The 24,107-nt window shown below is 68.9% G+C and carries 17 protein-coding genes; 13 read left to right on the top strand and 4 right to left on the bottom strand.

The features are described 5' to 3' along the window. Positions 1-93: 93 nt before the first annotated feature. Positions 94-291, bottom strand: a complete 198-nt coding sequence (locus tag D7X32_RS31085) for a DUF6229 family protein (protein ID WP_120606194.1) — start codon at positions 289-291, stop codon at positions 94-96. A 378-nt stretch (positions 292-669) separates the two neighbouring features. On the opposite strand from D7X32_RS31085, the gene D7X32_RS45635 reads away from it, so the two are divergent. Both D7X32_RS45635 and D7X32_RS31075 read left to right on the top strand, forming a co-directional pair. Then, complete coding sequence (locus D7X32_RS45635; RefSeq protein WP_158625794.1) at positions 670-2,139, top strand: C25 family cysteine peptidase; 1,470 nt, start codon at positions 670-672, stop codon at positions 2,137-2,139. 15 nt (positions 2,140-2,154) lie between these two features. After that, on the top strand, positions 2,155-3,528 hold the full coding sequence (locus D7X32_RS31075) for a metallophosphoesterase (protein ID WP_120606193.1): 1,374 nt from the start codon (positions 2,155-2,157) through the stop codon (positions 3,526-3,528). 9 nt (positions 3,529-3,537) lie between these two features. Here the strand turns inward: D7X32_RS31075 and D7X32_RS31070 are convergent, their stop codons facing one another. Continuing rightward, entirely contained in the window at positions 3,538-4,737 is a 1,200-nt protein-coding gene (locus D7X32_RS31070; protein ID WP_244239275.1) for an MFS transporter, read from the bottom strand. Positions 4,738-4,856: 119 nt separating this feature from the next. On the opposite strand from D7X32_RS31070, the gene D7X32_RS31065 reads away from it, so the two are divergent. Both D7X32_RS31065 and D7X32_RS31060 read left to right on the top strand, forming a co-directional pair. Then, on the top strand, positions 4,857-5,222 hold the full coding sequence (locus D7X32_RS31065) for a MerR family transcriptional regulator (RefSeq protein WP_120606191.1): 366 nt from the start codon (positions 4,857-4,859) through the stop codon (positions 5,220-5,222). Then, on the top strand, positions 5,209-6,135 hold the full coding sequence (locus tag D7X32_RS31060) for an alpha/beta fold hydrolase (RefSeq protein ID WP_120606190.1): 927 nt from the start codon (positions 5,209-5,211) through the stop codon (positions 6,133-6,135). Before D7X32_RS31065 ends, D7X32_RS31060 begins: the two co-directional genes overlap by 14 nt. A 10-nt stretch (positions 6,136-6,145) precedes the next feature. Here the strand turns inward: D7X32_RS31060 and D7X32_RS31055 are convergent, their stop codons facing one another. Then, positions 6,146-7,057 (bottom strand): glutaminase, encoded by a 912-nt coding sequence (locus D7X32_RS31055; RefSeq protein ID WP_120606189.1) that lies wholly within the window; start codon positions 7,055-7,057, stop codon positions 6,146-6,148. Between the two features lie 300 nt (positions 7,058-7,357). Between D7X32_RS31055 and D7X32_RS31050 the strand changes: the two genes are divergently transcribed. From D7X32_RS31050 to D7X32_RS31030, 5 genes are all read left to right on the top strand, one after another. After that, positions 7,358-14,134 (top strand): RHS repeat-associated core domain-containing protein, encoded by a 6,777-nt coding sequence (locus D7X32_RS31050; protein WP_158625793.1) that lies wholly within the window; start codon positions 7,358-7,360, stop codon positions 14,132-14,134. Positions 14,135-14,190: 56 nt separating this feature from the next. Further along, a complete protein-coding gene (locus D7X32_RS31045; RefSeq protein WP_120606187.1) occupies positions 14,191-14,382 on the top strand; it encodes a hypothetical protein in 192 nt (63 codons plus the stop codon). Next, positions 14,382-14,798, top strand: coding sequence for an Imm70 family immunity protein (locus D7X32_RS31040; protein ID WP_120606186.1), 417 nt, complete (start codon positions 14,382-14,384; stop codon positions 14,796-14,798). Before D7X32_RS31045 ends, D7X32_RS31040 begins: the two co-directional genes overlap by 1 nt. Before the next feature lie 51 nt (positions 14,799-14,849). Continuing rightward, complete coding sequence (locus tag D7X32_RS45120) at positions 14,850-16,175, top strand: hypothetical protein (protein ID WP_147450335.1); 1,326 nt, start codon at positions 14,850-14,852, stop codon at positions 16,173-16,175. A 178-nt stretch (positions 16,176-16,353) separates the two neighbouring features. Further along, positions 16,354-16,971, top strand: coding sequence for a dihydrofolate reductase family protein (locus D7X32_RS31030; RefSeq protein WP_120606195.1), 618 nt, complete (start codon positions 16,354-16,356; stop codon positions 16,969-16,971). Positions 16,972-16,990: 19 nt separating this feature from the next. Here the strand turns inward: D7X32_RS31030 and D7X32_RS31025 are convergent, their stop codons facing one another. Continuing rightward, complete coding sequence (locus D7X32_RS31025) at positions 16,991-17,752, bottom strand: ParA family protein (protein ID WP_120606184.1); 762 nt, start codon at positions 17,750-17,752, stop codon at positions 16,991-16,993. 211 nt (positions 17,753-17,963) lie between these two features. On the opposite strand from D7X32_RS31025, the gene D7X32_RS31020 reads away from it, so the two are divergent. The 4 genes from D7X32_RS31020 (at position 17,964) to D7X32_RS31005 (ending at position 23,931) form a co-directional block, all read left to right on the top strand. Beyond that, positions 17,964-18,800, top strand: coding sequence for an MBL fold metallo-hydrolase (locus D7X32_RS31020; protein WP_120606183.1), 837 nt, complete (start codon positions 17,964-17,966; stop codon positions 18,798-18,800). A 74-nt stretch (positions 18,801-18,874) separates the two neighbouring features. Then, a complete protein-coding gene (locus tag D7X32_RS31015; protein WP_171449824.1) occupies positions 18,875-20,398 on the top strand; it encodes a sigma-54-dependent Fis family transcriptional regulator in 1,524 nt (507 codons plus the stop codon). 168 nt (positions 20,399-20,566) lie between these two features. Further along, positions 20,567-21,991: a sugar porter family MFS transporter gene (locus D7X32_RS31010; RefSeq protein WP_120606181.1), complete on the top strand. Its 1,425-nt coding sequence runs from the start codon at positions 20,567-20,569 to the stop codon at positions 21,989-21,991. Positions 21,992-22,122: 131 nt separating this feature from the next. Further along, positions 22,123-23,931 (top strand): DUF4215 domain-containing protein, encoded by a 1,809-nt coding sequence (locus D7X32_RS31005; RefSeq protein ID WP_120606180.1) that lies wholly within the window; start codon positions 22,123-22,125, stop codon positions 23,929-23,931. The last annotated feature ends 176 nt before the right edge of the window (positions 23,932-24,107 follow it).

The following is a 24,107-nucleotide window of genomic DNA, read 5'->3' as shown; positions in this document are numbered from 1 at the left end:
CGTCTTCCGTCCGTCGTCTGAAGCACCCCTCCGGCACCGGGCACGGCGCCGGAGGGGTGCTTCAGACGACGGACGGAAGACGTCCGGAGTGGCTCAACAGCACCAACCGGTGGTGGACGCGGTGCAGCTGCTGCAACCCGTGTCCGCCACCAGGTTGGACTCGGTGAGCGCCTGTTCCGTGCGCTCACCTCCCACGAACAACGGACCCGCCGGGTTGGTCATGCCATGGGACTCCTCATTGCCGGCCAGCCAGCCTTCCACCACATCCTGGAACTCGGGCTTCTTCGTCATGAGCGTTCTCCCTTGCACCCGGACCCGCATGGCGAGGGGTGCCATGCGGGCCGGAAGCGGAGCGAACGTGAACACAGACACGCCCCGCAATGCCAGACGCATCAAGTCAAAGTCAGACACTCCACAAAGGCTTTCGCCATCACGCCACAAGTCCAGCGAGGCTCGAATGGGACGTAAGGGATTGCCACCACGAAACGGCGGGCCCCTGTCCGAGGGGGCGAGGGGGTTGTGGACCAGGCGACACGGCAGCCCCGGGGTCGGAAGGCGAGCCCGCCACGCGACACCGGCCTCCCCGAACGCCGAGGGGCGGACAGCCAGGCCCCTGTCCGCTCTTTCCAGGTCAGCGAGGAGGCCTAGGATGACGGAGAGGAGGTGAACGTGGAGCGCCCCATTCCCAGCCTGGAGGATCCGCTCGTGCTCAACGGCATCGACGGCGTCACCGGGCAGTACCTGGTGCCGCCCGTCGCGCTGCCGGCGGCCGCGGAGGTGGCGGAGCCCCGGGGCGAGGCCGCGTACTTCGAGGCGTGGAAGAGGTGGCTCGAGTTCCTTCCCATGCGCCTCTCCTTCGGCCTGCCGCCCGACGCGCCGCCGGAGGACTACACGCAGGCCGGCTGGGGCGTGGTGTTCGCCGCGTCCGCCTCCGACGAGCTTCGCAAGAGCCTGGAGCCGCTCCTCGCCCACCGGCGCGAGCGCGTGGAGACGGACCGGCTCCACGTCCTCACCTACCAGCACGGTGAGACGGCGCATCAGTTCCTGGAGCGGTACGGCGCGCCCATTGGCGACGTGGAGCCGACCGCCGTCCCCTACTACCTCCTGCTCGTCGGCGGCCCGGACGTCATCCCGTTCGACGTGCAGCACTCGCTCTCCCTCTCCTACGCCGTCGGCCGGCTCTCCTTCGACACGCCCGCGGAGTACGCGCGCTATGCGGACAGCGTGGTGGCGTATGAGACGGGCGACTCCGTGCCCAACCACCGGCAGGTGAGCTGGTGGGGACCCAAGCACCCGGGCGACCGCTCCACGGAGCTCAGCGCGGACAACCTCGTTGCCCCGCTGGCCCGGGGTGCTTCGCTGGATCAGGCGCCCCAACTGGCGAAGACGGTCGCCGCGAAGCTCCGCTACGCCAGCCGCGACGCCATCGAGGACGACGCGACCCGCGAATGGCTGCTGGCCGCGCTCCACGGCCGGGAGGTTCGCCCGGCAGTGCTCTTCACCGCGTCCCATGGCGTGGGCTTCAAGGCGAATGATCCGCTCCAGCTCGCGAAACAGGGCGCCCTGCTGAGCCAGGATTGGAGCGGGTTTGGCGCGATGGCTCCCGCGCACTACGTGGCTGCGTCGGACATCCAGGACGACGCCCGGCTCCATGGCCTCGTGGCGTTCTTCTTCGCCTGCTTCGGCATGGGCACGCCCGCGCAGGACGAGTTCCCGCTCAATGCCTCGCGCAGCGTCGATGCGCTCGCGAGCGCGCCCTTCGTCGCGGCCCTGCCCCGGCGGCTGCTGGCCCATCCCAACGGCGGCGCGCTGGCGGTGATCGGCCACGTGGAGCGGGCCTGGGGCTTCTCCATCCGGCCCTTGCAGATGGCGCAGACGACCATCCACCCGTTCAAGAACACGCTCTGGAAGATCATGGCGGGCATGCCGGTGGGCCACGCGCTGCGCGACTTCCGCGACCGGTTCTCCGCCGCCAACAACATCCTGCTGACGCACCTGGATGCCAACACGTCCAACGGCAAGCTCCAGCCGCGCGAGCTGCTGCACCGGTGGATTGAACGCAACGACGCTCGCAACTACGTGGTGCTCGGCGATCCCGCCGTGAGCATCCGGCACAACGACCTGCAGGCGCTTCCCTGAAAGGAGCATCCTCCGATGCGAACGCTCATTCTCAGCGACCTCCACCTCGGCAACGGCGGCCCCTACGACATCTTCGCGGGCGCGAAGGAACTGCCCGCCCTCTTCGACTCCTTCGCCGGCACGCCCACCCACGTCGTCCTCAATGGGGACAGCTTCGACTTCCTGCTCAACGACGACCCGCTGGCGGTGGATCCGCGGCGGACGCTGGAGCAGGCCCGGGCGCTGGTGACCTCCACGCCGACCGCGCCCGCGCTGAAGGCGCTCGGACGGGTGCTGGCCGCGGGCGGCCGGGCGACGATGGTGGTGGGAAACCATGACCTGGAGCTGGCGCTGCCAGACGTCCAGGGGGTGATCCGCTCGGCGCTCGGACAGCCACCGGCCGTGGCTTCCCGGTTGGAGTTCCGGGACGGCACCGCGCCGCTCCAGTTGGACGTCGGCGGGTCTCGCGTCCTCGTCACGCACGGCGAGCACACCGACGGAGCGAACCGCATCGACTACGACTCGCTCCTGTCACCGGAGCGGGCGAGCCGCTTCCGCTATCCGCCGGGCTCCGTGCTGGTGAAGACGCTGCTCAACCCGCTCAAGCACCAGCACCGCATGCGGTACATGGACCTGCTCAAGCCCGACTTCGAGGGCGCGGTGATGGTGGCGCTCGGCGTGAAGCCCGATGCGCTCAAGGTCCTGTTCACCGCCGGGACGCTCACGCTCATCCGGCGCCTGCTGGAGAACCGGGGCCTCGCGCCGGCCTTCGCGCTCGAACCCATGGACGCGGTGGGCGCGTCGGACGCGGACGCGCACCTGGCGCGCAGCCTGGCGCGGGTGGACCTGAAGGACGACGAAGTGGACGCGCTGCTGTCGGTGCTCGACCCGGAGAAGCTCAACGCCTTCGACAACCCGGAGGCCCTGGGCCGCGCCCGGCTGAAGCTGGCCAAGGCGGGCTTCGCCATCTACGCGCGCCTGCACCGCGCGGTCGCCGGACGAAGCGGCACGGACTACTTCGCGCTGGAGCCCGGCAAGGCCGAGCTCGCGGAGACCGCGCGGCTGGGCAAGAAGTACAACCCCCAGGCGGTGGTGATGGGCCACACGCACGCGGCCCGCTGGCACGAAGGCAGCGGCCCCCTCTACGCCAACACCGGCACGTGGATCTCCCTCCTCCAGCTCCCCGCCCCGGAGGCCTCCGACGAGGAATGGGGCGAATACCTGGCGGAGCTCCAGGGCAATCCATCGCTGGAGCCCGCGAAGCAGCTGCGGGCCCGGCTGGAGCAGCGCTTCACCTTCGTGGAGGTGGAGCCGCTCGCTTCGGCGCGAGGCGCGACGCTGCGGCTTTCACAGTGGACGGATCAGGGGCCGAAGCTCCTGCGCAGCGCGGACCTGCCAGCCGGCAACTGAGGTCCGCGCTCAGCGGGAGATCTGGGGGCGGTCCGCCACGGCGGACAGCACGCCGTGCAGCACCATCAGCATCACGGCCACGCCCAGCATGTAGGGGGCGATGAACTGGAGCCCCCAGCGCTCCGCGATGACGCCCGCGAGGCTGGGCAGCGCCGCCACGCCCGCCGTCGCCGCGCTGACCTGGAAGCCCACCGCGTGATGGGAGACATCCAGCCCCACGCGGCGCGGCGTCTCCGACATCAGGGCCGGGAAGATGGGCGCCAGCGCGAACCCCAACAACGCCAGGCCCAGCGCGGGCGGCACGGCGGGAATCGCGAACAGGAGCGCGCCCACCACGCCCAGCACCGTGCTCCCGCGCAGCATCCGCACCGGCCCGAGGTGCTCGACGACAAAGCCTGAGAGGACGCGCCCCACCAGCAGGCTGCCCCAGTAGAGGCTCACGCAGGTGCCCGCCGCGGCGGTGTGCAGGCCCCGGCCTTCGGTGAGCACCGTGAAGCTCCACTGGCCCGCGGTCACCTCCACGCCCGTGTAGAAGAAGAACGTCAGGATCTGCAGCCACACCCGGGGCCGTCGCACGGCCTCGAGCGCCGAGGCCGACGGCACCTCCTCCTGCGCCTCCTCCCCCGGCGAACCCACCGGCGCGTCCCACTTCCGGCGCATCACCAGGAACGTCAGGGCCAGCGTCCCCAGCACCACGGCGAGGACGGCATAGCCCGTCCGCCACCCGGCCCCTCGCGCGAGCAGCGCCGTCATCAGCACCGGCCCCAGCGCGGCGCCCACGCTGTAGGCCGCGTGCAGCCAGGCCATGTGCTTGGGGCCAAAGTTCTTGGCCGCGAAGTTGTTGAGCGCGGAGTCGATGGCGCCCGAACCGAAGCCGATGAAACAGGCGGCGGCCAGGAACAACGCGAACAGGGGCACCGTCGCGTAACCCGTGAGCCCCAGCGCCACCGAGGCGGTGCTCAGCGCCAGCAGCAGCCCCAGGCTCATCGCCCGCATCAGCCGGCCCGCGAACAGCCCGGAGATGAAGTAGGCGGCCGCCGCCGTTCCGAGGATCGCCCCCATCGCCACCTGCGACAGGCCGAACGTGTCGCGCAGCGACGGCCACGCGACCCCCAGCACCGCGTCCGGCAACCCCAGGCTGATGAACGCCAGGTAGGCAAGCGTGAGAAGCGCGGGACGCGGACGGGGCACGGGCGGGGACGGACTCACGCGGCGCACCCTAGAACGGGCTCGAGCATCCCGTCCGCACAACCCGGTCACGGACAACGGGCACGGTCTTGACCTTGACACCAGTGTCAGGCCCTAGCGTCCGGATCCAGGAGAGCAGGATGAACATCGGAGAACTCGCCCGGCGCACGGGCAGCAGCGCGCGCTCCATCCGCCACTACGACAAGGCCGGGCTCCTCGCCTCCCATCGCCGCGACAACGGCTACCGCGACTTCGACGAGGCCGCCGTCCCCCAGGTCATGCAGGTGGCCCGGATGATCCGTCTGGGCTTCTCCCTGGAGGAGATCGCCACCTTCCCGCCCTGCATGCTCCGGCAGGTCACGGATGCCATCTGCCCGGACGCGCTCGCGGCCCACCGGGAGCGACTGGCGGAGGTGGAGCGCCAGCTCTTCGACCTCGCCCGCCTGCGCGAACGCCTGCTCGCCGTGCTTCCCCCCAACGAAGGAGTCCCCCATGAACCGTCGTGACGTGATGAAGACCGCCCTGCTGGGCACGGGCCTGCTGCCAGGAATCGGGCTCGCCGCCACGCCCGCGAAGGCCCCGCGCAAGCCCCGGACGTTCCTGCTGGTCCACGGTGCGTGGCACAACGCCCTGCACTGGACGCGCGTCTCGGAGGCCCTCTCCGCGAAGGGGCATCAGGTGGTGGCCATCGACCTGCCCGGCCACGGGCTCAATGCCCGCTTCCCCGCGTCCTACCTCACGGGCGACACGGCGCGCTTCAAGGAGGAGCGCTCGCCCAATGCGGACATCACGCTGGACGACTGCGCGGACGCGGTGGTCGCCGCGTTGGAGAAGCTCCAGGGCGGCCCCAGCAAGCCCGTGCTCGTGGGCCACAGCGCGGGCGGCACCGTCATCACCCGCGTGGGAGAGAAGGCCCCGCACCTCATTGGCCGGCTGGTGTACCTGAGCGCCTACGTCCCGCTGCGCCTCCAGAGCGCCAGTGGCTATGGCGCGCTCCCCGAGGCCCACACGCCCTACAGCGAAGCGCTCTTCATCGGCGACCCCGCGAAGCTGGGCGCGGTGCGGATCAACCCTCGCGGCGACGCGGCGTACCGGGAGGCCCTGCGCGCGGGCTTCTACCATGACGTGGACGAAGCGGCCTTCCTGCCCTTCGCGCTCACGCTCACGCCCGACATCCCGCTGTCCCTGTGGACGGGAAAGGTCGGCGCCACGAAGGAGCGCTGGGGCCGCATCCCGCGCAGCTACCTGCGCTGCGCCCAGGACCGCGCCCTGGTCCCCGCGCTCCAGGACCTGTTGATCCGCGAGGCGGATGCCTTCACGCCCGGCAACGCCTTCACCGTGGACACGCTGGACACGTCGCACTCGCCCTTCGCGTCCCAGCCCCAGAAGCTGGCCACGCTGCTGGACGGGCTGCGCTGAAGCCAAGGCCTCAGAAGATGGACAGGCCGGTCAACGTCGTGAACCGGTCCAGCGCCTCCACGCCCGCCACCGAGTTGCCCCGCGCATCCAGTCCGGGGCTCCACACGCACAGGCCGCAGCGGTTGGGGATGACGGCGATGATGCCTCCGCCCACGCCGCTCTTGCCGGGAAGTCCCACGCGGTAGGCGAACTCCCCCGCCGCGTCGTAGGTGCCGCAGGTGAGCATCACCGCGTTGACCTGCTTGGCCTGGCTGCGCGTGAGCAGCCGCGACCCGTCCGCGCGCTGCCCATGGCGCGCGAGGAAGCCACACGCCTTCGCCAGGTCCGCGCAGCTCATCGCCAGCGAGCACTGCCAGAAGTAGTGCTCCAGCACCTCCGGGACGGCGCTCTCCATGTTGCCGTAGCTCGCCATGAAGTGGGCCAGCGCGCGGTTGCGGTGACCGTGCTCCGCCTCCGACGCGGCGATGACCGGATCGAAGTCCACCAACGGGTTGCCGCTCTCCGCGCGGAGGAAGTCCCGCAGGGTGCCGCGCGAATCCCCGGTGAGGCGCTGCAAGCGGTCCGTGATGACCAGTGCCCCCGCGTTGATGAACGGGTTGCGCGGGATGCCCTGCTCGTACTCCAGCTGCACCAGCGAGTTGAACGGGTTGCCCGACGGCTCTTTGCCCACGCGCCGCCACAGGGCGTCCCCGTCCCGTGACAACGCGAGCGCCAGCGTGAACACCTTGGAGATGCTCTGGATGGAGAACGGCTCGCGCCAGTCCCCTATGCCGTACACGTCCCCCTCCACCGTCGCGAGCGCCATGCCGAAACGGCGGGGATCCACCGCCGCCAACGCCGGGATGTATGTCGCCACGCGGCCCTGTCCCAGCACCGGCCGCACCGCGTCCCAGACCTCCGCCAACACCGCCTGGTAGTCCATGTGCCGCCATCCTCGTCCGGAAAGCGCGTGGGGGCTTTCAGAAAATCCATCACCTCCTCGCGACGCTGTCGTTTTCACTCGCCGGGGACCTCCCGGGCCTCATGCGAGACCTGCTCGGCCGGGTGGCTTCCCCAACACGATGCTGAAGGACGCGGTGTCTGGGTTCAGCTCTCCGGTCCTCTGCGTGGATGTCCGCGCACGAACCCTGAGTGAGGCACTCGGCTCCTCTATGATTCTCACGTGAATGCGCATAGAAGGCCGCGCATGTTTCGTGGTGTTGGAACGCAGAGTCGCGGTGGTGTGGGACGTCAGGTCGGTGCTTCCCTGGTGTTGTTGCTGTACTGGACCCAGCTCCTCGCGAGCTGTGGGCCCGTGGGCAACTTCCGCGCTGAAGAGGATGAGGCACGGGAACAGCGGAGGCTGGCGCTGTCCCTCCAGGCCCAGGACACCAGCCCGCTGGCGGTCCCCGCGGATACGCTGGTGCCAAGTCCCTCGGGGCCGTCCACCGCGACGACGCCGTACGTCGCCGACGTGACGGGCGATGGCGCCGCCTCCGTATCCATTCCGCTCTGGACTCCGGAAGGGCGCGCGGGAATCCAGCCCCACCTGGCATTGACCTACAACAGCCGGGGCCCCGACGGCCCGCTGGGCGTGGGCTTCAACCTGGTCGGCCTGTCACAGGTGACGCACTGCCCTCGGACGCTCGTGCAGGATGGCGCCTCCCAGGCCGTGGACGTCAATGCCCATTGGAGCACTGCGCTCTACTGTCTGGACGGGGAGCGCCTCGTCCTCGTCTCGGCATCCAATAGCGAGGGCCTGCCTGAGTTTCGCACCGAGCGGGAGTCCTACGCCAAGGTTGTCATCGCGCGGCTGGATTACCTGGGGCGGCCTCGGACCTTCCGTGTCTATACCCGGGAGGGCCGTGTCCTGACCTTCGGCGAAGTGGAGACGCGCACGGATGGCTTGCTGATCGCGAGCACGCTCGGCCCCATGACCTGGGCACAGACCCTGCTGGAAGACCGGGCCGGAAACCAGATGGAGGTTTTCTACGCGGGCGCGCCCAACACGGCGGACGCGGGTGCATGGATCCGGCCTGACCGGATTCTCTACACCCGCTTCGTTCCCCCCGTTGGCAGCGGAGAAACAGCCGCCCCCGCGCGCCGCTCGGTGAAGTTCCAGTACGACGACAACCGCCCCGACGTGTTCGTGGGGTTCATGGCGGGGCAGAAGCTGCGCCGTCACTTCCGCCTCTCCGGCCTCGAAATGCGCGGCCCCGACGCGAGCGGCGTGGACGTCGTGCTGCGCACCTACACCCTCCGCTACGACAACAAGAGCATCAGCAAGCGGAGCCTCCTGCGTGAAGTCCAGGAGTGTGATGGCCTGGGCACCTGCAAGCTCCCTGTCCAGTTCGACTGGGAGCAGGGCTCCTGGGAGTTCGAGGACAAGGACGTAGGCGAAATCCAGGAGACGACCACGGGCGGAGGACTGCATGCGTTTGGCCTGGGCGCGGGCCGCTTCGGGCTCGGATACCTGTCCCAGTCCGTCAAGGTGCGGACCGAGACGTGCGGGTACCAGCAGCAGTCACCTTGCTACGAGCGTTTCCCGCCTCAGTTGAACCCCACGTTCACCCGCGAGCACTGGCAAGACGTGTTCCGCCTGCACGTGCAGAAGGACCCGGCCGTCGACCAATGGCAGGTCGAAAGCCCCACCGCGAACTCCACGTGGGATTCCATCCTGTGTATCCCCCGGCCTGCCCTTCGCCCCTTGGTGGTGGACTGGCACGGAGATGGGAAGTCCAGCCTCGCGGCCCACTCGTGCCGCGTGGGTGAGTTCACGGTGCGCGCCAGCAATGGCCAGGACGTCGACGTTCTGGAGTCCGAGTACGGCTACCGGCACGACAACATCTACGACTCCGTCTGGGGGAGCTCGCGCACCGTCTACTGGTTGGACATGGATGGCGATGGCCTCAACGACATGGCCTACATCGGCACCCCACCGACGGTGTCGTCCTCGGATCGGGTGGGCGTCCGGCTGCATGATGGGAGCGTGCGGCTGAACACCGCCTCGCGCTTCTTCGCGCGGACGGACCTGGGCATCCGCGCCGTCGACCTCGAGGGCGCTGGGCGCATGAGCCTGGTGGGCCCGACGGAGGCTGACCCCTCCTACCTGTGGGCCGTGAGCGCGTCTCCGGGACAGGGTGAGCTCGTCGAGCTGCCGACGCGCATCAAGCGCCCCTTCTGGTTCGGCTCGCCGTACGAGACCCCAAGCCATGGCCTGTTCGACTTCCTGGACGTCAATGGAGACGGATTGGCGGACGCGGTCGCGCTGGGAAGCGACGGAACCACGTTCCTGCCCCGCATGGAGGTGCAGCTCAATGACGGCATGAGGGGCTTCGCGGACTCCACCGTCTTGCAGCGCTACCCCGTGCTCTGGGGCGACTACATGGCGAGGCGGACGGGCGACTTCGATGGAGACGGGCGGATGGACATCCTGCTCGTGGAGGTGAGTGGTGACGTGCGCATCCTCCTTGCGGGCTCGCAAGGTGCGTTCACCGACTTCAAGGACCTTCCGCTCTCGGTGGGCCAGGGCCTGAAGTGGATGCAGGTCGTGGACGTCAACGGAGATGGCCTGCTCGACATCACGCGCCGGCAGGGGAACCGGCTGCGCGTCTCCGTGCGCAAGCACGCGACGGACGTCCTCACACGAGTGTATGCGGGGACCCAGCTTCCGAATGGAACGGCCGCCTCCGGCCTCCATCACCGCTTCGACTATGCGTACCTTTCGGATAGGTGCGACCCTGCGGTGTCGAACTGCGACCCCTGGGTCTCGCCCCGCGTCTACTCGAGCACCGTCACGGATGACGCGCTGACGCGGCGGGCTTCCGAGACGATGCGGGTCGTCCGCCGGCTCAGCGTCTACGCCAACGATGCGTTGGAGCGCACCTGGGCCTATTCCTACAAGGACGGGCGCTACCACCTCCGCGGGCATGGCTGGCTGGGATTCGCCGAGCGCTCCCGGCTGGATGGACAGACGGGGGAACTCACGACGACGACCTTCGACAACAGCAGCTACCCCCTCTGCAACGACATGCCTTACTTCCAGTGCCTTCCGGGCCTGGCGCATCAGCCCATCCGGGAGGTGACGCTCACCCCGGTTCATCGAGAGACCGGGCTGCAGGAGTACCGGCGGCACACGGTGGAATGGAAGTACCAGATGGCAACGCTCGCGCCCGGCCGCTACGAGCGCCATGCGCGCGTCGTCTCCGAGAAGCTGGAGCTGGTCAAGCAGGGGCAGCCCGTCACGCCCCTGGGTGAGACGGAGCGCGTCACGCAGCTCGACGCGTATGGGAACACCGTTCTCAGCGCCCTGCGCGTGCGGGATGCGAACAGCACGGAGGAGTTCGCCGCCCACACGACGGGCATCGCGTTCGACGTGGCGCGGTGGATTCCCCTCGGCGCCTGGACCTCCACGAAGAGCTGGGCGCGTTGTGGCTTCACCGCCCCTGAGACGGGGTGTGGAGGCGGCGACCCCGCGTCGTCGCAGGTGACGCGCGTCACCTTCGACAGCCAGGGGCGTGTGGCCATCCTGGAGCGCGAGCCCGACAGCCAGGGCTCGGCGGTGGCGCCGAATGTCAGCGAACTCTATCTGAAGACGGCCTTCGCCTGGGGAGAGAAGGGCTTGATGACCACGGTGACTCGCGAAGGTGGCGGCCAGTCACGCGTGGAGTCCATCGCGTACGACACGGTGGACCAGGTCTATCCGCGCCACACGATGGACGCGATGGGGGGCGTGACACGCTTTGCCTTCCATCCAGGCCTGGGGGTGTTGGCCCAGAGCGCGGACCCGAACGGGGTCCGCACGCGTTACCAGTACGACGGCTTTGGCCGGGTGAGGACGTCGGTGCCTGCCTACGCCGGGGCGGCGGAGGCCTGTCACCGGATCGTCACCCTGAGCCACTACGAGTGGGAGGGGGGCCTACCCCGGATCCGCACCTCGGTGGTTGACCGGGACAATGCCCCCAGCCTGGGGTGCGATAGGACAGACAGCCTGCCCGTCGAGCGGCTGACGTCGACCCTCGTTCGATTCGATGCGCTGGGCCGCCCCACGCAGGCCTCGAGCCAGGATTCGACCCAGGTCCCGACGTATGAGGACTTCCGGTACGACGTGGACGGCAACCTGTCCACGCACTACCTGCCCAGGCCCGAGGCGGAGATTCCCGAGCTCGCGCCGGCACGCATCTCCAACACGCGCGACAACCTGCAGCGGCTCGTCTCGCGACAGCTCCCGGACCAGGGCACGCCGACGGCGCTGTTCACGGTGGCCCCCTACCAGACGGCGACGACGGTGACGGACGCGGATGGGCGCAAGAGCCGGCGCACCGTCGACCACCGGGGGCTGCTGGTGGAGAGCCGGGATGGCGTGGGCACCGGGTACGAGACCACCACGACGTACCAGTATGGCGCGTTCGACCGGCTCGTGGGCATCACGGACACGAAGAACCAGACCGTCACCTCCACGTTCAACAAGCTGGGGCAGGCCGTGCGCACCCAGGACCCCAATGCCGGCGTGCGGCTGCGGGCCTTCAACGCCTTCGGAGAGCTCAAGTGGGAGGCGGATGGAGAGGAGACCGACGCGGCTCGCCACGTCACCACGCTCAGCCGGGACGCGCTGGGCCGCGTGACGCAGTCACTGACCCAGCAGGGGAGCTCCGTCCAGGAGCTCGCGACGTTCGTCTGGGACACGGCCCCCCATGGCTTCGGGAAGCTGGCCAGCACGACGACGGAGGCCGCGGGCTCCCCCACCATCACCACCGTCTATTCCTATGACGACCTCGGCCGCCAGGGCACGCTGACGCAGCAGGTGGGCAGCGGGGAGCTTCTGGCGCTCACCCAGACCTTCGACGCACATGGCCGGCTGTCCACACTGGCCTATCCACCCACGAGCGATGGGCGCCAATTCAAGCTCAAGTATGACTATACGCCCCGGGGCGAGGTGCTCTCGGTCAAGAACGCGGACTCGGGGCACGTCTACTGGACGGCGCTGGAGCGCGACATCCATCGGCAGGTGACGCGTGAGCGCTTCGGCGACCAGGTCACCCGCATGCGGCGCTACGACGTGATGGGGCGGCTGCGCTACCTGGAAGCCGCTCGGGGAGGCACCAACGTCCAACGCCTCATCTACGAATATTCGAAGGGCGGAAACCTGCTGGCGCGCCACGACCACGTGCAGCGCTCGACCGAGCAGTTCACCTACGATGCGTTGGACAGGCTCGAGAGCTGGACGCTGTATCAGCAGTTCAACTCCTGCGTGACGTCCACGACCGTCTTCAACTACGACGACGTCGGCAACCTCCTGGAGCGCAACGTCTGGGGCCTGGGGACCTCCGCGACCTATTCGTACAGCGAGCCCGGCGCAACGGGACGGCCGCATGCCGTGAAGCGGGCCACCTGGGGCGGCACGCAGCAGACGTTTGACTATGACCGGCGCGGCAATCAGACCGTGGCGCGGAACGCCCAGACGGGCGCGGCGGTCCGCACGTACGAGTACACGCTGGCGAACCTCCCCGCTCACATCACGCAAGGGGGCATGGACGTGCGCATCGCCTATGACGGCACGGGCGCCCGCGCACTCAAGCGGACCACGCAGGGCGGAACCACGCACGAGGTCATCTACCTGCGGGGGCTGTATCAGCGACAGGACGGGTCGACACATGTCTACGCGGTGCCGGGCGCGGAGGGACTCGTCGCGGAGGTGCAGTGGACGGACAACACGTCGGTGGAGCAGGTGCGCTACCTCCTGACGGACCACCTGGGCAGCCCCGACACGGTGGTCGGCGCCGCGGGCGAGGTGCTGGAGCGCCACAAGCATGACCCGTTCGGACAGGCCCGCGGCGACGTCAACCTGACGCAGGACGCGACGGTCCCGCTGTCCGGAGGCCATGTCGGCTACACCGGCCATGAGCTCGATGACGAGCTGGGACTCGTGAACATGCGGGGCCGGATGTACGACCCTCGCCTGGGCCGGTTCCTGAGTCCGGACCCCGTCGTCGTGGACCAGGGCAGGAGCCAGGCGCTCAACGCCTACGCCTACGTGCTCAACAACCCGATGAAGTACACGGACCCGACGGGGATGTATCCCCAGTACGTGTCGACGACGTACAGCGGCTCGACCATCGGGCTGGGCGTGGGGCTGGGGATGGCCGCCGGGTTCATCCCGTGGGCGCTCTCGAAGATTCTGGGCATGGGTCCCAGCTCCACGCGCATGCGGATCGATGACGCCACCGTCTCGCCGCTGCGGCACATCGAGGATGCGGGTGGCAGCGGGGGCTCGCAGGTCAGTGAGAGCACGGCGCCCCTGTGGCAATGGGGGTCCGCGGCCGAGGTTGCCGAAGCGTGGGACAACGGGCCTCGCCAGGACTACTACAAGTGGCTCGCGAATGAGCTCAAGCCCGGGCTCTCACCCGGGGAGTTCAGGGACCTGGCGCTGTTGACCTTGTCGGTGGAGCTGGGCGCGGGGACCATCGACTCGCTTCGCTTCGGTGAGGGCTCGGCGGATGGATCCGTGGGTGGATTCTTCCAGGATGCGTTCCGGGCGCTGGCGCTCTGGGGAGGGCTCTCCAGGGGGGCGAGGATGCTGCGCCCCACCAGGGCTCCCGTGCCTGCCGAAACGCCCGCTCAAGCACCCAACCAGGTGCCGCCTCAGCTGACCGCGGGGACTCTTGACGAGGCGCGGATCCTGGATGCGCTGGGCTCGAATGGGAAGGTCACGTTCCAACCTACCGCCGAACAGATGGAGAGCGCGGCCTTCAGGGTGCTCGTCGGAGAGCCCAAACTCACGAGCCAAGGCAATCCTGTCTCCACCATCTTCGATGCGTCGATCGGGCCTGGCGTGGCTGAGATCAAGACGGGGAAAAGCTTGCTCAATTCCACCTACCAGCTCCGTCTCCAGGTCTACGGCTCGCTTGTCAATGGTTGGAAATTCACCCTCTATACAAGCAGGCCCATCAACCCGGCGTTTCGTGCGTTCCTGACCCGCTGGGGCGTCTCCATTCAATCCCTGCCCGGGCCAACTCCATGAAAGTCAAGTACACGCGGCACCAGGTTCCTCGGGGGACGCGCCCTGACGCCGAGGTCATGGGCAAGATCTACCTGATCAAGAAGGTGTCAATCCTCCGAGCGACCTATCAAGTCAGGCTCCTGGCTTTCAAGGCGGTGGATGAGCGCAAGCGGCTCGTGCTGAAGGTTCCAAAGACCTGCCAGTTCCATCCCTCGCTCAAGGCACTGATTCGTCTGACCGGCAGCACCATCAAGCGGGAGGAGATCTAGTGGGGCTCTACCTTTGTGTCTTCGAAGAGGATGAGGAGCTTGAGGGCGTTGAAGTCGGGGCCTATGCGGACTTCGGAGCGTTTCGTGACCATGTCACTCGCGAACTGGAGCCAGCAGGAAAGGTGGGCTCTCGATTTCCCACGCTCATCATGCACTCGGATTGTGATGGTGAGTGGTCCGCCGCCGAGTGCGAGCGACTGCGTGACGAACTGGCCACAATCGCAAAGGAATTGAAGGCGCGTCCGGCGGTCGCTTTCACGTCGGAGTGGCAACGGAACGTGGCGAAGTCCATTGGCCTCGTGCCCCAGAACGCGTTCGAGTCATTCATCGACGTGGATGGTGAGTTCCTGATCGAGCGTCTGCAGGGGTTGGCTGAGTTCGCGTTCAAGCGTCAGGCGCCCATCTTGTTTCAATAGGCGTCACCGGCTTCCGTATCGGGTGGTACTTGTTTCAGAGAGAGGTCCGTCGTGCATTGTGAGTCGAAGTCCGGGTTGGCGGTGTTGGGTGGGGCTTTGTGGTGCCTCTTGGCGCTGGTGGGCTCGCCCGCCTACGCCATCTGTCCGAACCCTCCACCTCCCCCCACCTCGTGCGTCAACGCGAACGGCTGCTACGGGATGACGGAATGCGACGAGTACCCGACGTGTGGGTCGTTCACGGGAGCCTCGACGGTCTCGTGCACGGTCTGTGGGCGGGGAGGCACCCGCCTGTGTGACGCGGAGGGCAACATCCTCACGGGGTCGTGCTCGGCCTACGGCGCGGAGCAGTGCGACGGGTGCGACAACGACGGCGACTCCCTGATTGACGAAGGGCCCAATGGCGGCGCGCTGACGGGAGGCTCGTGCGACCCGCTCTCCAATGGTTGTACGGGGACGCTCACCTGCACCGGGGGCCAGTTTCAGTGCGTCATCCCCTCCGGCACGCGGAGAAGCTGCGCCCCACCGGAGTATGCCTGTGAGAACGCCACCGCCGCCTGTCTGCCCAACGGGGCGCACGGCCCCTGCCGGCCCGCCGTGCGCACCTCGGAGAAATGCAACAGATGTGACGACGACTGGGACGGACTCATCGACAACCTGCCCGGCCAGGGCATCGGGACGCTGACGCAGGAGTGTCGGACCTCGGCGGGCACGTGCGCGGGCTCGGTGCAGGCCTGCGTCGTTGGGACCAACAGCAGCTTCTGGGGCGCATGTGTCGCGCCGACAGAGTCCTGCAACGGACTGGATGATGACTGCGATGGGAACATCGACGAAGGGGACGTCTGTGCCCTGTTCTGCGCGTGCACTCCGACCACCTGTGCCGCCCAGGGGAAGACCTGTGGCGTCATCTCGGATGGATGCGGGGGAAGCCTGAGCTGTGGCACCTGTGGCGCGGGACAGACGTGCAACAACAATGTGTGCACCTGCCAGCCGACGACCTGCGCGGCCGCGGGGAAGACCTGTGGCGTCATCTCGGACGGATGCGGGGGAAGTCTGAGCTGCGGCATCTGCGACGAAGGGGAAACCTGCGTCAATAATCAGTGCGTCTGCCAGCCGACGACCTGCGCGGCCGCGGGGGCCACCTGTGGTCTCATCGCGAACGGTTGCGGCGGTTCACTGAACTGCGGCTCCTGCCCGACGGGCCAGTCCTGTGGCTTGGATCACGCGTGCTTCGACAAGGTGACCTGTCCGCCGTTGCAATACCTGTGTTGTGACCAGCAGACGTGCAGCAGGACCAAGGGCTGCCCGGAGATCGCCTGTCAGTCAGGCGCCGGCGGTGGCGAAGTCTCCAGCCCCCATCCGGCTCCTCGGGTCAGATAGATGCAGGGCCATCACCGGCCGGCCCTGCTCCCCAGGCTCACGAGCTGCTCGTGACGAAGGTTCCAAGGCCAGGGCGCGTCCCTCCGAAAACATCGGCGAAAACCGGTGTGTCGATCCGCGCCCGTTCCATTCGTCGCCAATCTGGACGGGCGGATGCCCGGAAAGGATGGATGCGGCCATGGAGCTGACGGTGACGGAGTTCGTGACGCTGGACGGGGTCGTGCAGGCGCCAGGAGGCCCGGGGGAGGATCCGAGCGGCGGCTTCGCCCATGGCGGCTGGGTGCAGCCCCATTCCAGCGCGGAGCTGGGCGCGCACATCGTCGACATCTTCTCCCGGGCGGACGCGTTCCTGCTCGGGCGCGGGACGTACGGCATCTTCTCGGGTTACTGGCCGCGCGTGACGTCGCCAGACGACCCCATCGCCGGGCCGCTCAACAGGCTGCCCAAGCACGTGGCGTCCACCACCCTGCGCCGCGTGGAATGGACGAATTCGAAGCTGTTGGAGGGGGACACGGTGGAGGCGGTGCGCCGCCTCAAGGCCTCGCCTGGCCGCGAGCTGCAGGTGCATGGCAGCTGCGGCCTGCTGCAGACCCTGCTGGAGCATGACCTGGTGGACGTGCTGCGGCTGCACGTCATCCCCGTGACGCTGGGCAGCGGCCGGCGCCTCTTCGCGGCGGGAACGCAGCCTCGCACGCTGCGACTGGACGCGTCGCGAATCACGCCCAACGGGGTGGCGCTGCTCACCTACCGGTTCGCCGGGCCCCTGCGGGTCGGCACCATCGGACAGCCGGATTGATGCGCTCCGTGCTCGAGCGTCAGCGCAGGCCCGCGAGCTTCGCCAGCTCACGGGCCATGGCGCGCAACTCCTCCGCGCCCGCCGCGTTCGGGCTCACGTCGAACACCAGCTCGTAGCCCAGGCCCGCCTGGTTGATGGACTCCGAGCGCGGGATGCGGGCCTTCAGCACCGGCACCGTCACGTCCTTCAGCGCCTCTTCCATCGCCTCGTTGGTCGCGGGCGTGCGCCGGTCCCACAGGTTCACCGCGGCCACCAGCTGGCCGCCCTGCTCACGCACGTCGCGCCACGCGGTCTCAATCTCGCCCAGGCCCTGCAACGCGAACGCGCCCGTGGGCACCGGCGCCACCACCACGTCCGCGAAGCACAGCACGGCCTCCGTGAACGCGCCGATGCTCGGCGGCGTGTCCACGACGATGACGTCCGGCGTCCACGACAGCGTCTTCAGCGCGCGCGGAATCGCCTGGAGCCGGTGCCCCCAGCCGAACAGCTCGCGCTCCAGCGCCGCCATGCGCGGGGCTCCCGGCGCGATGAACAACCCTGGCCGCTTCGGAGACGCCACCACGATTTCATCCAGCCGGTGCTTCGGCCGGGGCCCGAAGGCGTCCGCCACGCACGGGCCTTCGCGCGTCTCCAGGCCCAGCACCAGCGACGCATGCGCCTGCGGATCCAGGTCCAACAGCAGCACCCGGCGGCCCGCGTCCGCCAGCGCCGCCGCCACGTGAGAGCACAGGGTCGTCTTCCCCACGCCCCCCTTGATGGTGCAGAACGCAATCGTCGGCATGGCCTCGGATGTACCAGGAATCCGCCGCCCGCTGGGCCGCTCCGGATTGGACCGGCCCGCCCCATCCGGAGCGCTCCAGAATGGAGCGGCACCCCCTCCCCCTCCGCCCTCACTCCAATGATTCCAGCCCCTTGGCGCTGGCACCGGACGTGCTTTGTCCCCTCCATGTCAGGGCGCCCCCAGCGGGTGTCGGAGCATCAGGAGACCCATCATGGAAATCCGCTTCTTTGGCGTTCGGGGCAGCATCGCGGTGTCGGGCTCGCGCATCGGTGGCAACACGGCGTGCGTGGAGGTGACGAGCCAGGGCGAGCGGCTGATCCTCGACGCGGGCACGGGCATCCGGACGCTGGGCGAGGTGATGATGCGCGAGGGCGCCCCGCAGAAGGCCACGATGTTCTTCTCGCACCTGCACTGGGACCACGTGCAGGGCTTCCCCTTCTTCACGCCCGCGTACCTGCCCACCACGTCGCTGACGATGTACGGCCCTGGCGCCAACGGCGCGCAGGCGCTGGAGTCCACGCTGTCACAGCAGATGCGCCCGCCGCAGTTCCCGGTGCCGCTGTCCACCATGCGCTCGAAGATGGCCTTCGGCTCCGCGCTGCACGGCCGCACCGTGGAGGTGGGCCCCTTCAAGGTGACGCCCATCGACGTGCCGCACCCGGACGGCTGCATGGCCTACCGGGTCGAGGCGGACGGCCATTCCTTCGTGTACGCCACGGACGTGGAGCTGCCGGAGCGCCTCACGTCCGACGTGGCCCGCCACTTCGAGGGCGCGGACGCACTGTGCCTGGACGCGCAGTACACGCCCGACGAGTACGAGGGCAAGAAGGGCATGTCCAAGAAGGGCTGGGGCCACTCCACGATGATGGACGCGGCCAAGGTGGCCAAGGACCTGCACGCCGGCCGCCTGTTCCTCTTCCACCACGACCCGTCCCACGCGGACGAGCTGCTGGAGGACATGGCGCAGGAGGCGCGCGGCCTGTTCCCCTTCACCGAGCCCGCGCGTGAAGGCCAGCGCATGCTGCTGGGCCGCGCGGCGGGCGCATGAGCGCCGCGAGCCCGGAGCCCTGCGCTGCTACAGTGCCTCCAGCGCCCTTCTCACTTCCGCCGCTGCCCGCCGCCATGCCCTCGTCCCCGCCGGATGTGTCCCAGGTCCTGCTTCCCCTTGGTGGCCTCGTCGGGCGCGAGGTGGACCTGGACGCCTTCCTCCAGACGCTCGTGGACCGCATCGCCATCACGCTCCAGGCGGACCGCGGCACGCTGTGGCTGCTGGATCCGGTGCGCCGCGAGCTGTTCAGCCGCGCGGCGCACCTGCCGGAGGTCGCGCAGATCCGCGTGAAGCTGGGCCAGGGCGTCGCGGGCTACGTCGCGGAGGCCGGCGAGCCCGTGCACGTGCCGGATCCGCGCGGCGAGCGCCGCTTCTTCGCGGACATCGACCGGATGACGGGCTACCGCACCATCAGCCTGGCCGCGGTGCCGCTGCGCGATTCGGCGGGCGCCGTGTACGGCGTGCTCCAGGTGCTCAACCGCCTGGGCGGCGGTCCCTTCACGGAGGACGACACCCGGAAGCTCACCGACATCGCGGCCCAGGTGAGCACCGCGCTCCAGACCACCAGCCTCTACCAGGAGCTCCAGCGCGCGAAGGATCAGCCGCAGGCCCCCGTGGGCTACTTCTTCAACCGCATCATCGGCGAGGCCCCGCCGCTCAAGGCCCTGTACCGCCTGGTGCAGAAGGCCGCGCCCACGGACGCCACCGTGCTGCTGCGCGGAGAGAGCGGCTGCGGCAAGGAGCTCTTCGCGCGCGCCATCCACGTCAACGGCCCCCGGCGCGACAAGCCCTTCGTGAAGGTGGACTGCGCGGCCCTGCCCGCCGCCCTCATCGAGAACGAGCTCTTCGGCCACGAGAAGGGCGCCTTCACCGGCGCCGACCACCGCGTGCCCGGCAAGTTCGAGGCGGCCGACGGCGGCACCGTCTTCATCGACGAGTTGGGGGAGCTGCCCCAGGCCGTGCAGGGCAAGCTGCTGCGCGTGTTGCAGGACCGCGAGTTCGAGCGCGTGGGCGGCACGCAGGCCGTCAAGGTGGACGTGCGCATCGTGGCGGCCACCCACCGCGACCTGCCGCGCATGGTGGCGGAAGGCAAGTTCCGCGAGGACCTCTACTACCGCATCAAGGTCGTGGAACTGCTGCTGCCCCCGCTGCGCGAGCGCGGCGCGGAGGACATCGAGCGGCTCGCGCGCCACTTCGTCGCCACCGCCGCCAAGCGCCACCGCCTGCCCGTGCCGCGCCTCAGCGCCGCCGCGCTCGCGCGCCTCAAGCGCTACCGCTGGCCCGGCAACGTGCGCGAGTTGGAGAACTGCATCGAGAGCGCCGTGGTGCTGTCCGAGGGAGAAATCTCCGAGGAGCACCTGCCCCTGCCCTCCCTGGACCGCGCGCTGTCCCCCGCAGGGCCCACCGCGCCGGAGGTACCCGCCGCCGCGCCGGACGCGCCACTGCTCCTGCCGCTGGCGGAGGTGGAGCGCCGCCACATCCTGCGCGTGCTGGAGGCCGTGAAGGGCAACCGCACCGCGGCGGCGCGCACGCTGGAGATCGGCCGCAACACGCTCGCCCGCAAGCTCAAGGAGTACGGCCTGGCGGACGAGGGCTGAACTCCGGTCCGCGCTCGGAGCCCGAGCCCTGCCTCCCTTCGAGCGGCCTTCCAGGCGGTCCGCCGCCCGGGAGTGCCTTTCAGCCGCCATGGGGGCCACCTCTCCTCAGGGCCGTTGTGCGTACCGCGAGGGCCGGACACGTGCCCGTCCCACGGGAAGGAGCACGTCATGGCGGATGTCCTCGATGTCCCGACGAGCAGGCAGCCCCCGGCGCGCCGGGAGACACGTACCGGAAGGGTCATTGGCATCTCCGTGGTGGCCGCCCTGGGCGGGTTCCTCTTCGGCTTCGACACCGCCGTCATCAACGGCACCGTCGCTGCCCTGAAGGCGGAGTTCACCGCGAGCAGCCTGGGCCTGGGGATGGCGGTGTCCTCCGCGCTCATCGGCTCGGCCGCGGGCGCCTTCTTGGCGGGGCCCTTCGCGGACCGTTACGGACGCAGGCGCGCGATGATGCTCGCGGCGGCCCTGTTCATCATCAGCTCTATCGGTTCGGGGCTCGCATTCTCCCTGTGGGATCTGAGCTTCTGGCGGCTGGTGGGCGGCCTGGGAGTGGGCTTCGCCAGCGTCGTGGCACCCACGTACATCGCGGAGATCGCCCCGGCGTACCTGCGCGGCCGCCTGGCGTCCCTGCAACAACTGGCCATCGTGGTCGGCATCTTCGTGGCCCTGCTGTCGGACTTCGCCATCGCGCTCTACGCGGGCTCCGCCTCCAACCCCACCTGGCTCGGCTTCACCGCGTGGCGGTGGATGTTCTTCAGCGGCCTGCCGCCCGCGCTCCTCTACGGCATCGGCGCCGTCTTCATCTCGGAGTCCCCGCGCTTCCTCGTGGCCAAGGGCCGTGAGGAGGAGGCGCTGGCCGTGCTGCGCGACATCGAGGGGGACTCCGCGCCATCCAAGGTCGTGGAGATCCGCCGCTCGCTGCGCGCGAACTACACGCCGCACCTGGCGGACCTGAAGGGCGGCCGCTTCGGGTTCCTGCCCATCGTGTGGATCGGCATCGTGCTCGCGATGCTCCAGCAGTTCGTGGGCATCAACGTCATCTTCTACTACTCCAGCGTGCTCTGGCAGGCGGTGGGCTTCTCCGAACACAACGCGCTGGCCATCACCGTCATCACCAGCGTCACCAACATCCTCACCACGCTCGTCGCCATCGCGTTCGTGGACAAGGTGGGCCGAAAGCCGCTGCTCATCGTCGGATCCGTGGGCATGGCGCTCATGCTGGGCCTGCTGGCGTACCTCTTCGGCACCGCGCCGCTGGACGCCACGGGCAAGCCCGCGCTGCAGGGCCTGGCGGGCACCACGGCGCTCATCGCCGCCAACCTCTACGTCGTCTTCTTCGGCTTCTCATGGGGCCCCGTCGTCTGGGTGCTGCTGGGCGAGATGTTCCCCAACAGCATCCGCGCGCTCGCGCTGTCCATCGCGGCCATGGCCCAGTGGCTGGCCAACTTCCTGGTGTCCGCCACGTTCCCGGCGTTGCAGGCCGCTGGATTGGGCTGGGCGTACGGCCTGTATGCCGCGTCCGCCGTGTTCTCCATCTTCTTCGCCGCGAAATACATCCGCGAGACGAAGGGTCAGGAGCTGGAACAGATGTAGCCCCGTGAGACAGGGGGATGCCTGGAAGCTCGTACACCCGTACGGGCTTTCTCCATTTTTACGCACTGGCTGGGTGAGAAATCACCTGATCCATTTGACACCCGGGGTCACGGCCTTCCAGCATCTCCTTCATGCTGAAACATTCCCCCGCTCGGACTCGACTTGCGAGCCTCGTGCTCGCTTCCTTCTTCCTCGCACTGACAGCCTGCCCCGGCGGAGACGACCCGGATGATGACGGCGGTACGCCGGTCTCCGATGGTGGCACCAACACGGATGGTGGCTCCACCGACGGCGGCGACACGCAGCCCGACGGCGGCCCGTATGATCCGGGCCCCAAGCTCTGTGGCGACGGCAAGGTCCAGAAGGGCGAGGCGTGTGACGACCGCAACACCGTGAGCGGCGACGGCTGCCGCTCCGACTGCGGCGAGGTGGAGGCGGGCTTCGAGTGTCCCATCTCCGGCCAGGCCTGCGTCGTGGCGACCGCGTGCGGCAACGGCATCCTGGAGGCAGGCGAGGTCTGTGACGACCGCAACAAGGAGTCCAACGACGGCTGCAAGGCGGACTGCTCCGCCGTGGAAGCCGGTTGGTCCTGCCCCTTCCAGGGCCAGCGCTGCCGCGCGGCCCTGTGCAATGACGGCATCCTCGCGGGCGAGGAGGAGTGCGAGGACGGCAACGCCGCCAAGGGCGACGGCTGCAGCGACACCTGCCGCCTGGAGCAGGGCTACAAGTGCGACACCCTGGGCCAGCCGTGCACGAAGACGACCTGCGGCGACGCCAAGAAGGAAGGCACCGAGCAGTGCGACGACGGCAACCACGACATGGGCGACGGCTGCTCGCCGCTGTGCGTGCTGGAGCCCAAGTGCGTGAACGGCACCTGCGAGGCCCGCTGCGGCGACGGCGTCATCCTCCCGGGTGACACCACCGAGGAGTGCGACGACGGCAACGTGCGCGCCAACGACGGCTGCTCGGCCACGTGCAAGCTGGAGGCGGGCTTCGCCTGCGTCCGCATCACCGAGTCCCCGCCGACCGTGGTGGAGATCCCCGTCGTCTACCGCGACTTCCGCGGCAAGGGTCAGCCCGTGGGCGGCAGCTACCCCGCCACCATCCACCCGGACTTCGACGACGCGAACGGCGCGGAGCAGGGCATCGTGGGCCCGAAGTACGGCCCCATCGGCACGGACGGCAAGCCCAAGTACGCGAAGGAAGGCGTGTCCTCCGGCACCACCCACGGCAAGACGGCCTTCGACCAGTGGTACCGCGACACGCCCAACATCAACGTGACCGAGGTCGGCACGCTGAAGCTGAACAAGCAGGGCAACGGCTCCTACCTCTTCGATGATCAGACCTTCTTCCCGCTCGACAGCAGCGGCTGGGTGGGCCTGGGCAAGGAGAACAAGCTCAACGACAACACCGGGACCCCGCGCAACTTCAGCTTCACCAGCGAGACGCGCTACTGGTTCGAGTTCAAGGGCACCGAGGTGCTGACGTTCCTCGGCGACGACGACGTGTGGGTGTACATCAACGGCAAGCTGGCCCTGGACCTGGGCGGCGTGCACGGCGCCACGTCCGGCACGGTGTCGCTGGCGGACCAGCCCACGGTCACCGGCCTGGGCCTGGTGAAGGGCAAGATCTACGAGGTCATCGTGTTCCAGGCCGAGCGCCACACGTCCCAGTCCTCGTACAAGCTGACCCTGAACAACTTCGAAACCCAGCGCACCGAGTGCAAGTCCACCTGCGGAAACGGCGCGGTGGACCCGGGCGAGCAGTGTGACAACGGCAACGCCAACGGCCCCGGCTACGGCAAGTGCAGCCTCACCTGCATCTGGAACGCTCGCTGCGGCGACGGCATCACCCAGTACGACTTCGCCGAGACGTGCGACGACGGCAACACCAACGACGTCGACAGCTGCCCCAACAACTGCCAGGTGGATCCGGGCTAGTCGTACCGCGGTCCCCTGCCCCGGCGCCTTCCAGGGCCGGGGCCCATCGCCCGGACCTCACAGGGTCCGGGCGAGCATGAACACGGCGGCCAGGGACAGCGCCCCGGCCGCCGCGAAGTGCCTCCAGGCCCGGCGGCACAACACCCCGCCGGTGCCCGCGGCCCCCTCCCCCAGCA

Origin of the sequence: Corallococcus carmarthensis (genome assembly GCF_003611695.1) — a bacterium.
GTDB lineage: Bacteria > Myxococcota > Myxococcia > Myxococcales > Myxococcaceae > Corallococcus > Corallococcus carmarthensis.
The sequence above is the reverse complement of the archived record's forward strand: the minus strand, read 5'-3'. Positions and strand labels throughout refer to the sequence as shown.

Bases quoted from the DNA above. Each gene is read 5' to 3' on its own strand.
- D7X32_RS31085 (WP_120606194.1), bottom strand. From the start codon at position 291: ATGACGAAGAAGCCCGAGTTCCAGGATGTGGTGGAAGGCTGGCTGGCC.
- D7X32_RS31075 (WP_120606193.1), top strand. From the start codon at position 2,155: ATGCGAACGCTCATTCTCAGCGACCTCCACCTCGGCAACGGCGGCCCC.
- D7X32_RS31065 (WP_120606191.1), top strand. From the start codon at position 4,857: ATGAACATCGGAGAACTCGCCCGGCGCACGGGCAGCAGCGCGCGCTCC.
- D7X32_RS31060 (WP_120606190.1), top strand. From the start codon at position 5,209: ATGAACCGTCGTGACGTGATGAAGACCGCCCTGCTGGGCACGGGCCTG.
- D7X32_RS31055 (WP_120606189.1), bottom strand. From the start codon at position 7,057: ATGGACTACCAGGCGGTGTTGGCGGAGGTCTGGGACGCGGTGCGGCCG.
- D7X32_RS31045 (WP_120606187.1), top strand. From the start codon at position 14,191: ATGGGCAAGATCTACCTGATCAAGAAGGTGTCAATCCTCCGAGCGACC.
- D7X32_RS31030 (WP_120606195.1), top strand. From the start codon at position 16,354: ATGGAGCTGACGGTGACGGAGTTCGTGACGCTGGACGGGGTCGTGCAG.
- D7X32_RS31025 (WP_120606184.1), bottom strand. From the start codon at position 17,752: ATGCCGACGATTGCGTTCTGCACCATCAAGGGGGGCGTGGGGAAGACG.
- D7X32_RS31020 (WP_120606183.1), top strand. From the start codon at position 17,964: ATGGAAATCCGCTTCTTTGGCGTTCGGGGCAGCATCGCGGTGTCGGGC.
- D7X32_RS31015 (WP_171449824.1), top strand. From the start codon at position 18,875: ATGCCCTCGTCCCCGCCGGATGTGTCCCAGGTCCTGCTTCCCCTTGGT.
- D7X32_RS31010 (WP_120606181.1), top strand. From the start codon at position 20,567: ATGGCGGATGTCCTCGATGTCCCGACGAGCAGGCAGCCCCCGGCGCGC.
- D7X32_RS31005 (WP_120606180.1), top strand. From the start codon at position 22,123: ATGCTGAAACATTCCCCCGCTCGGACTCGACTTGCGAGCCTCGTGCTC.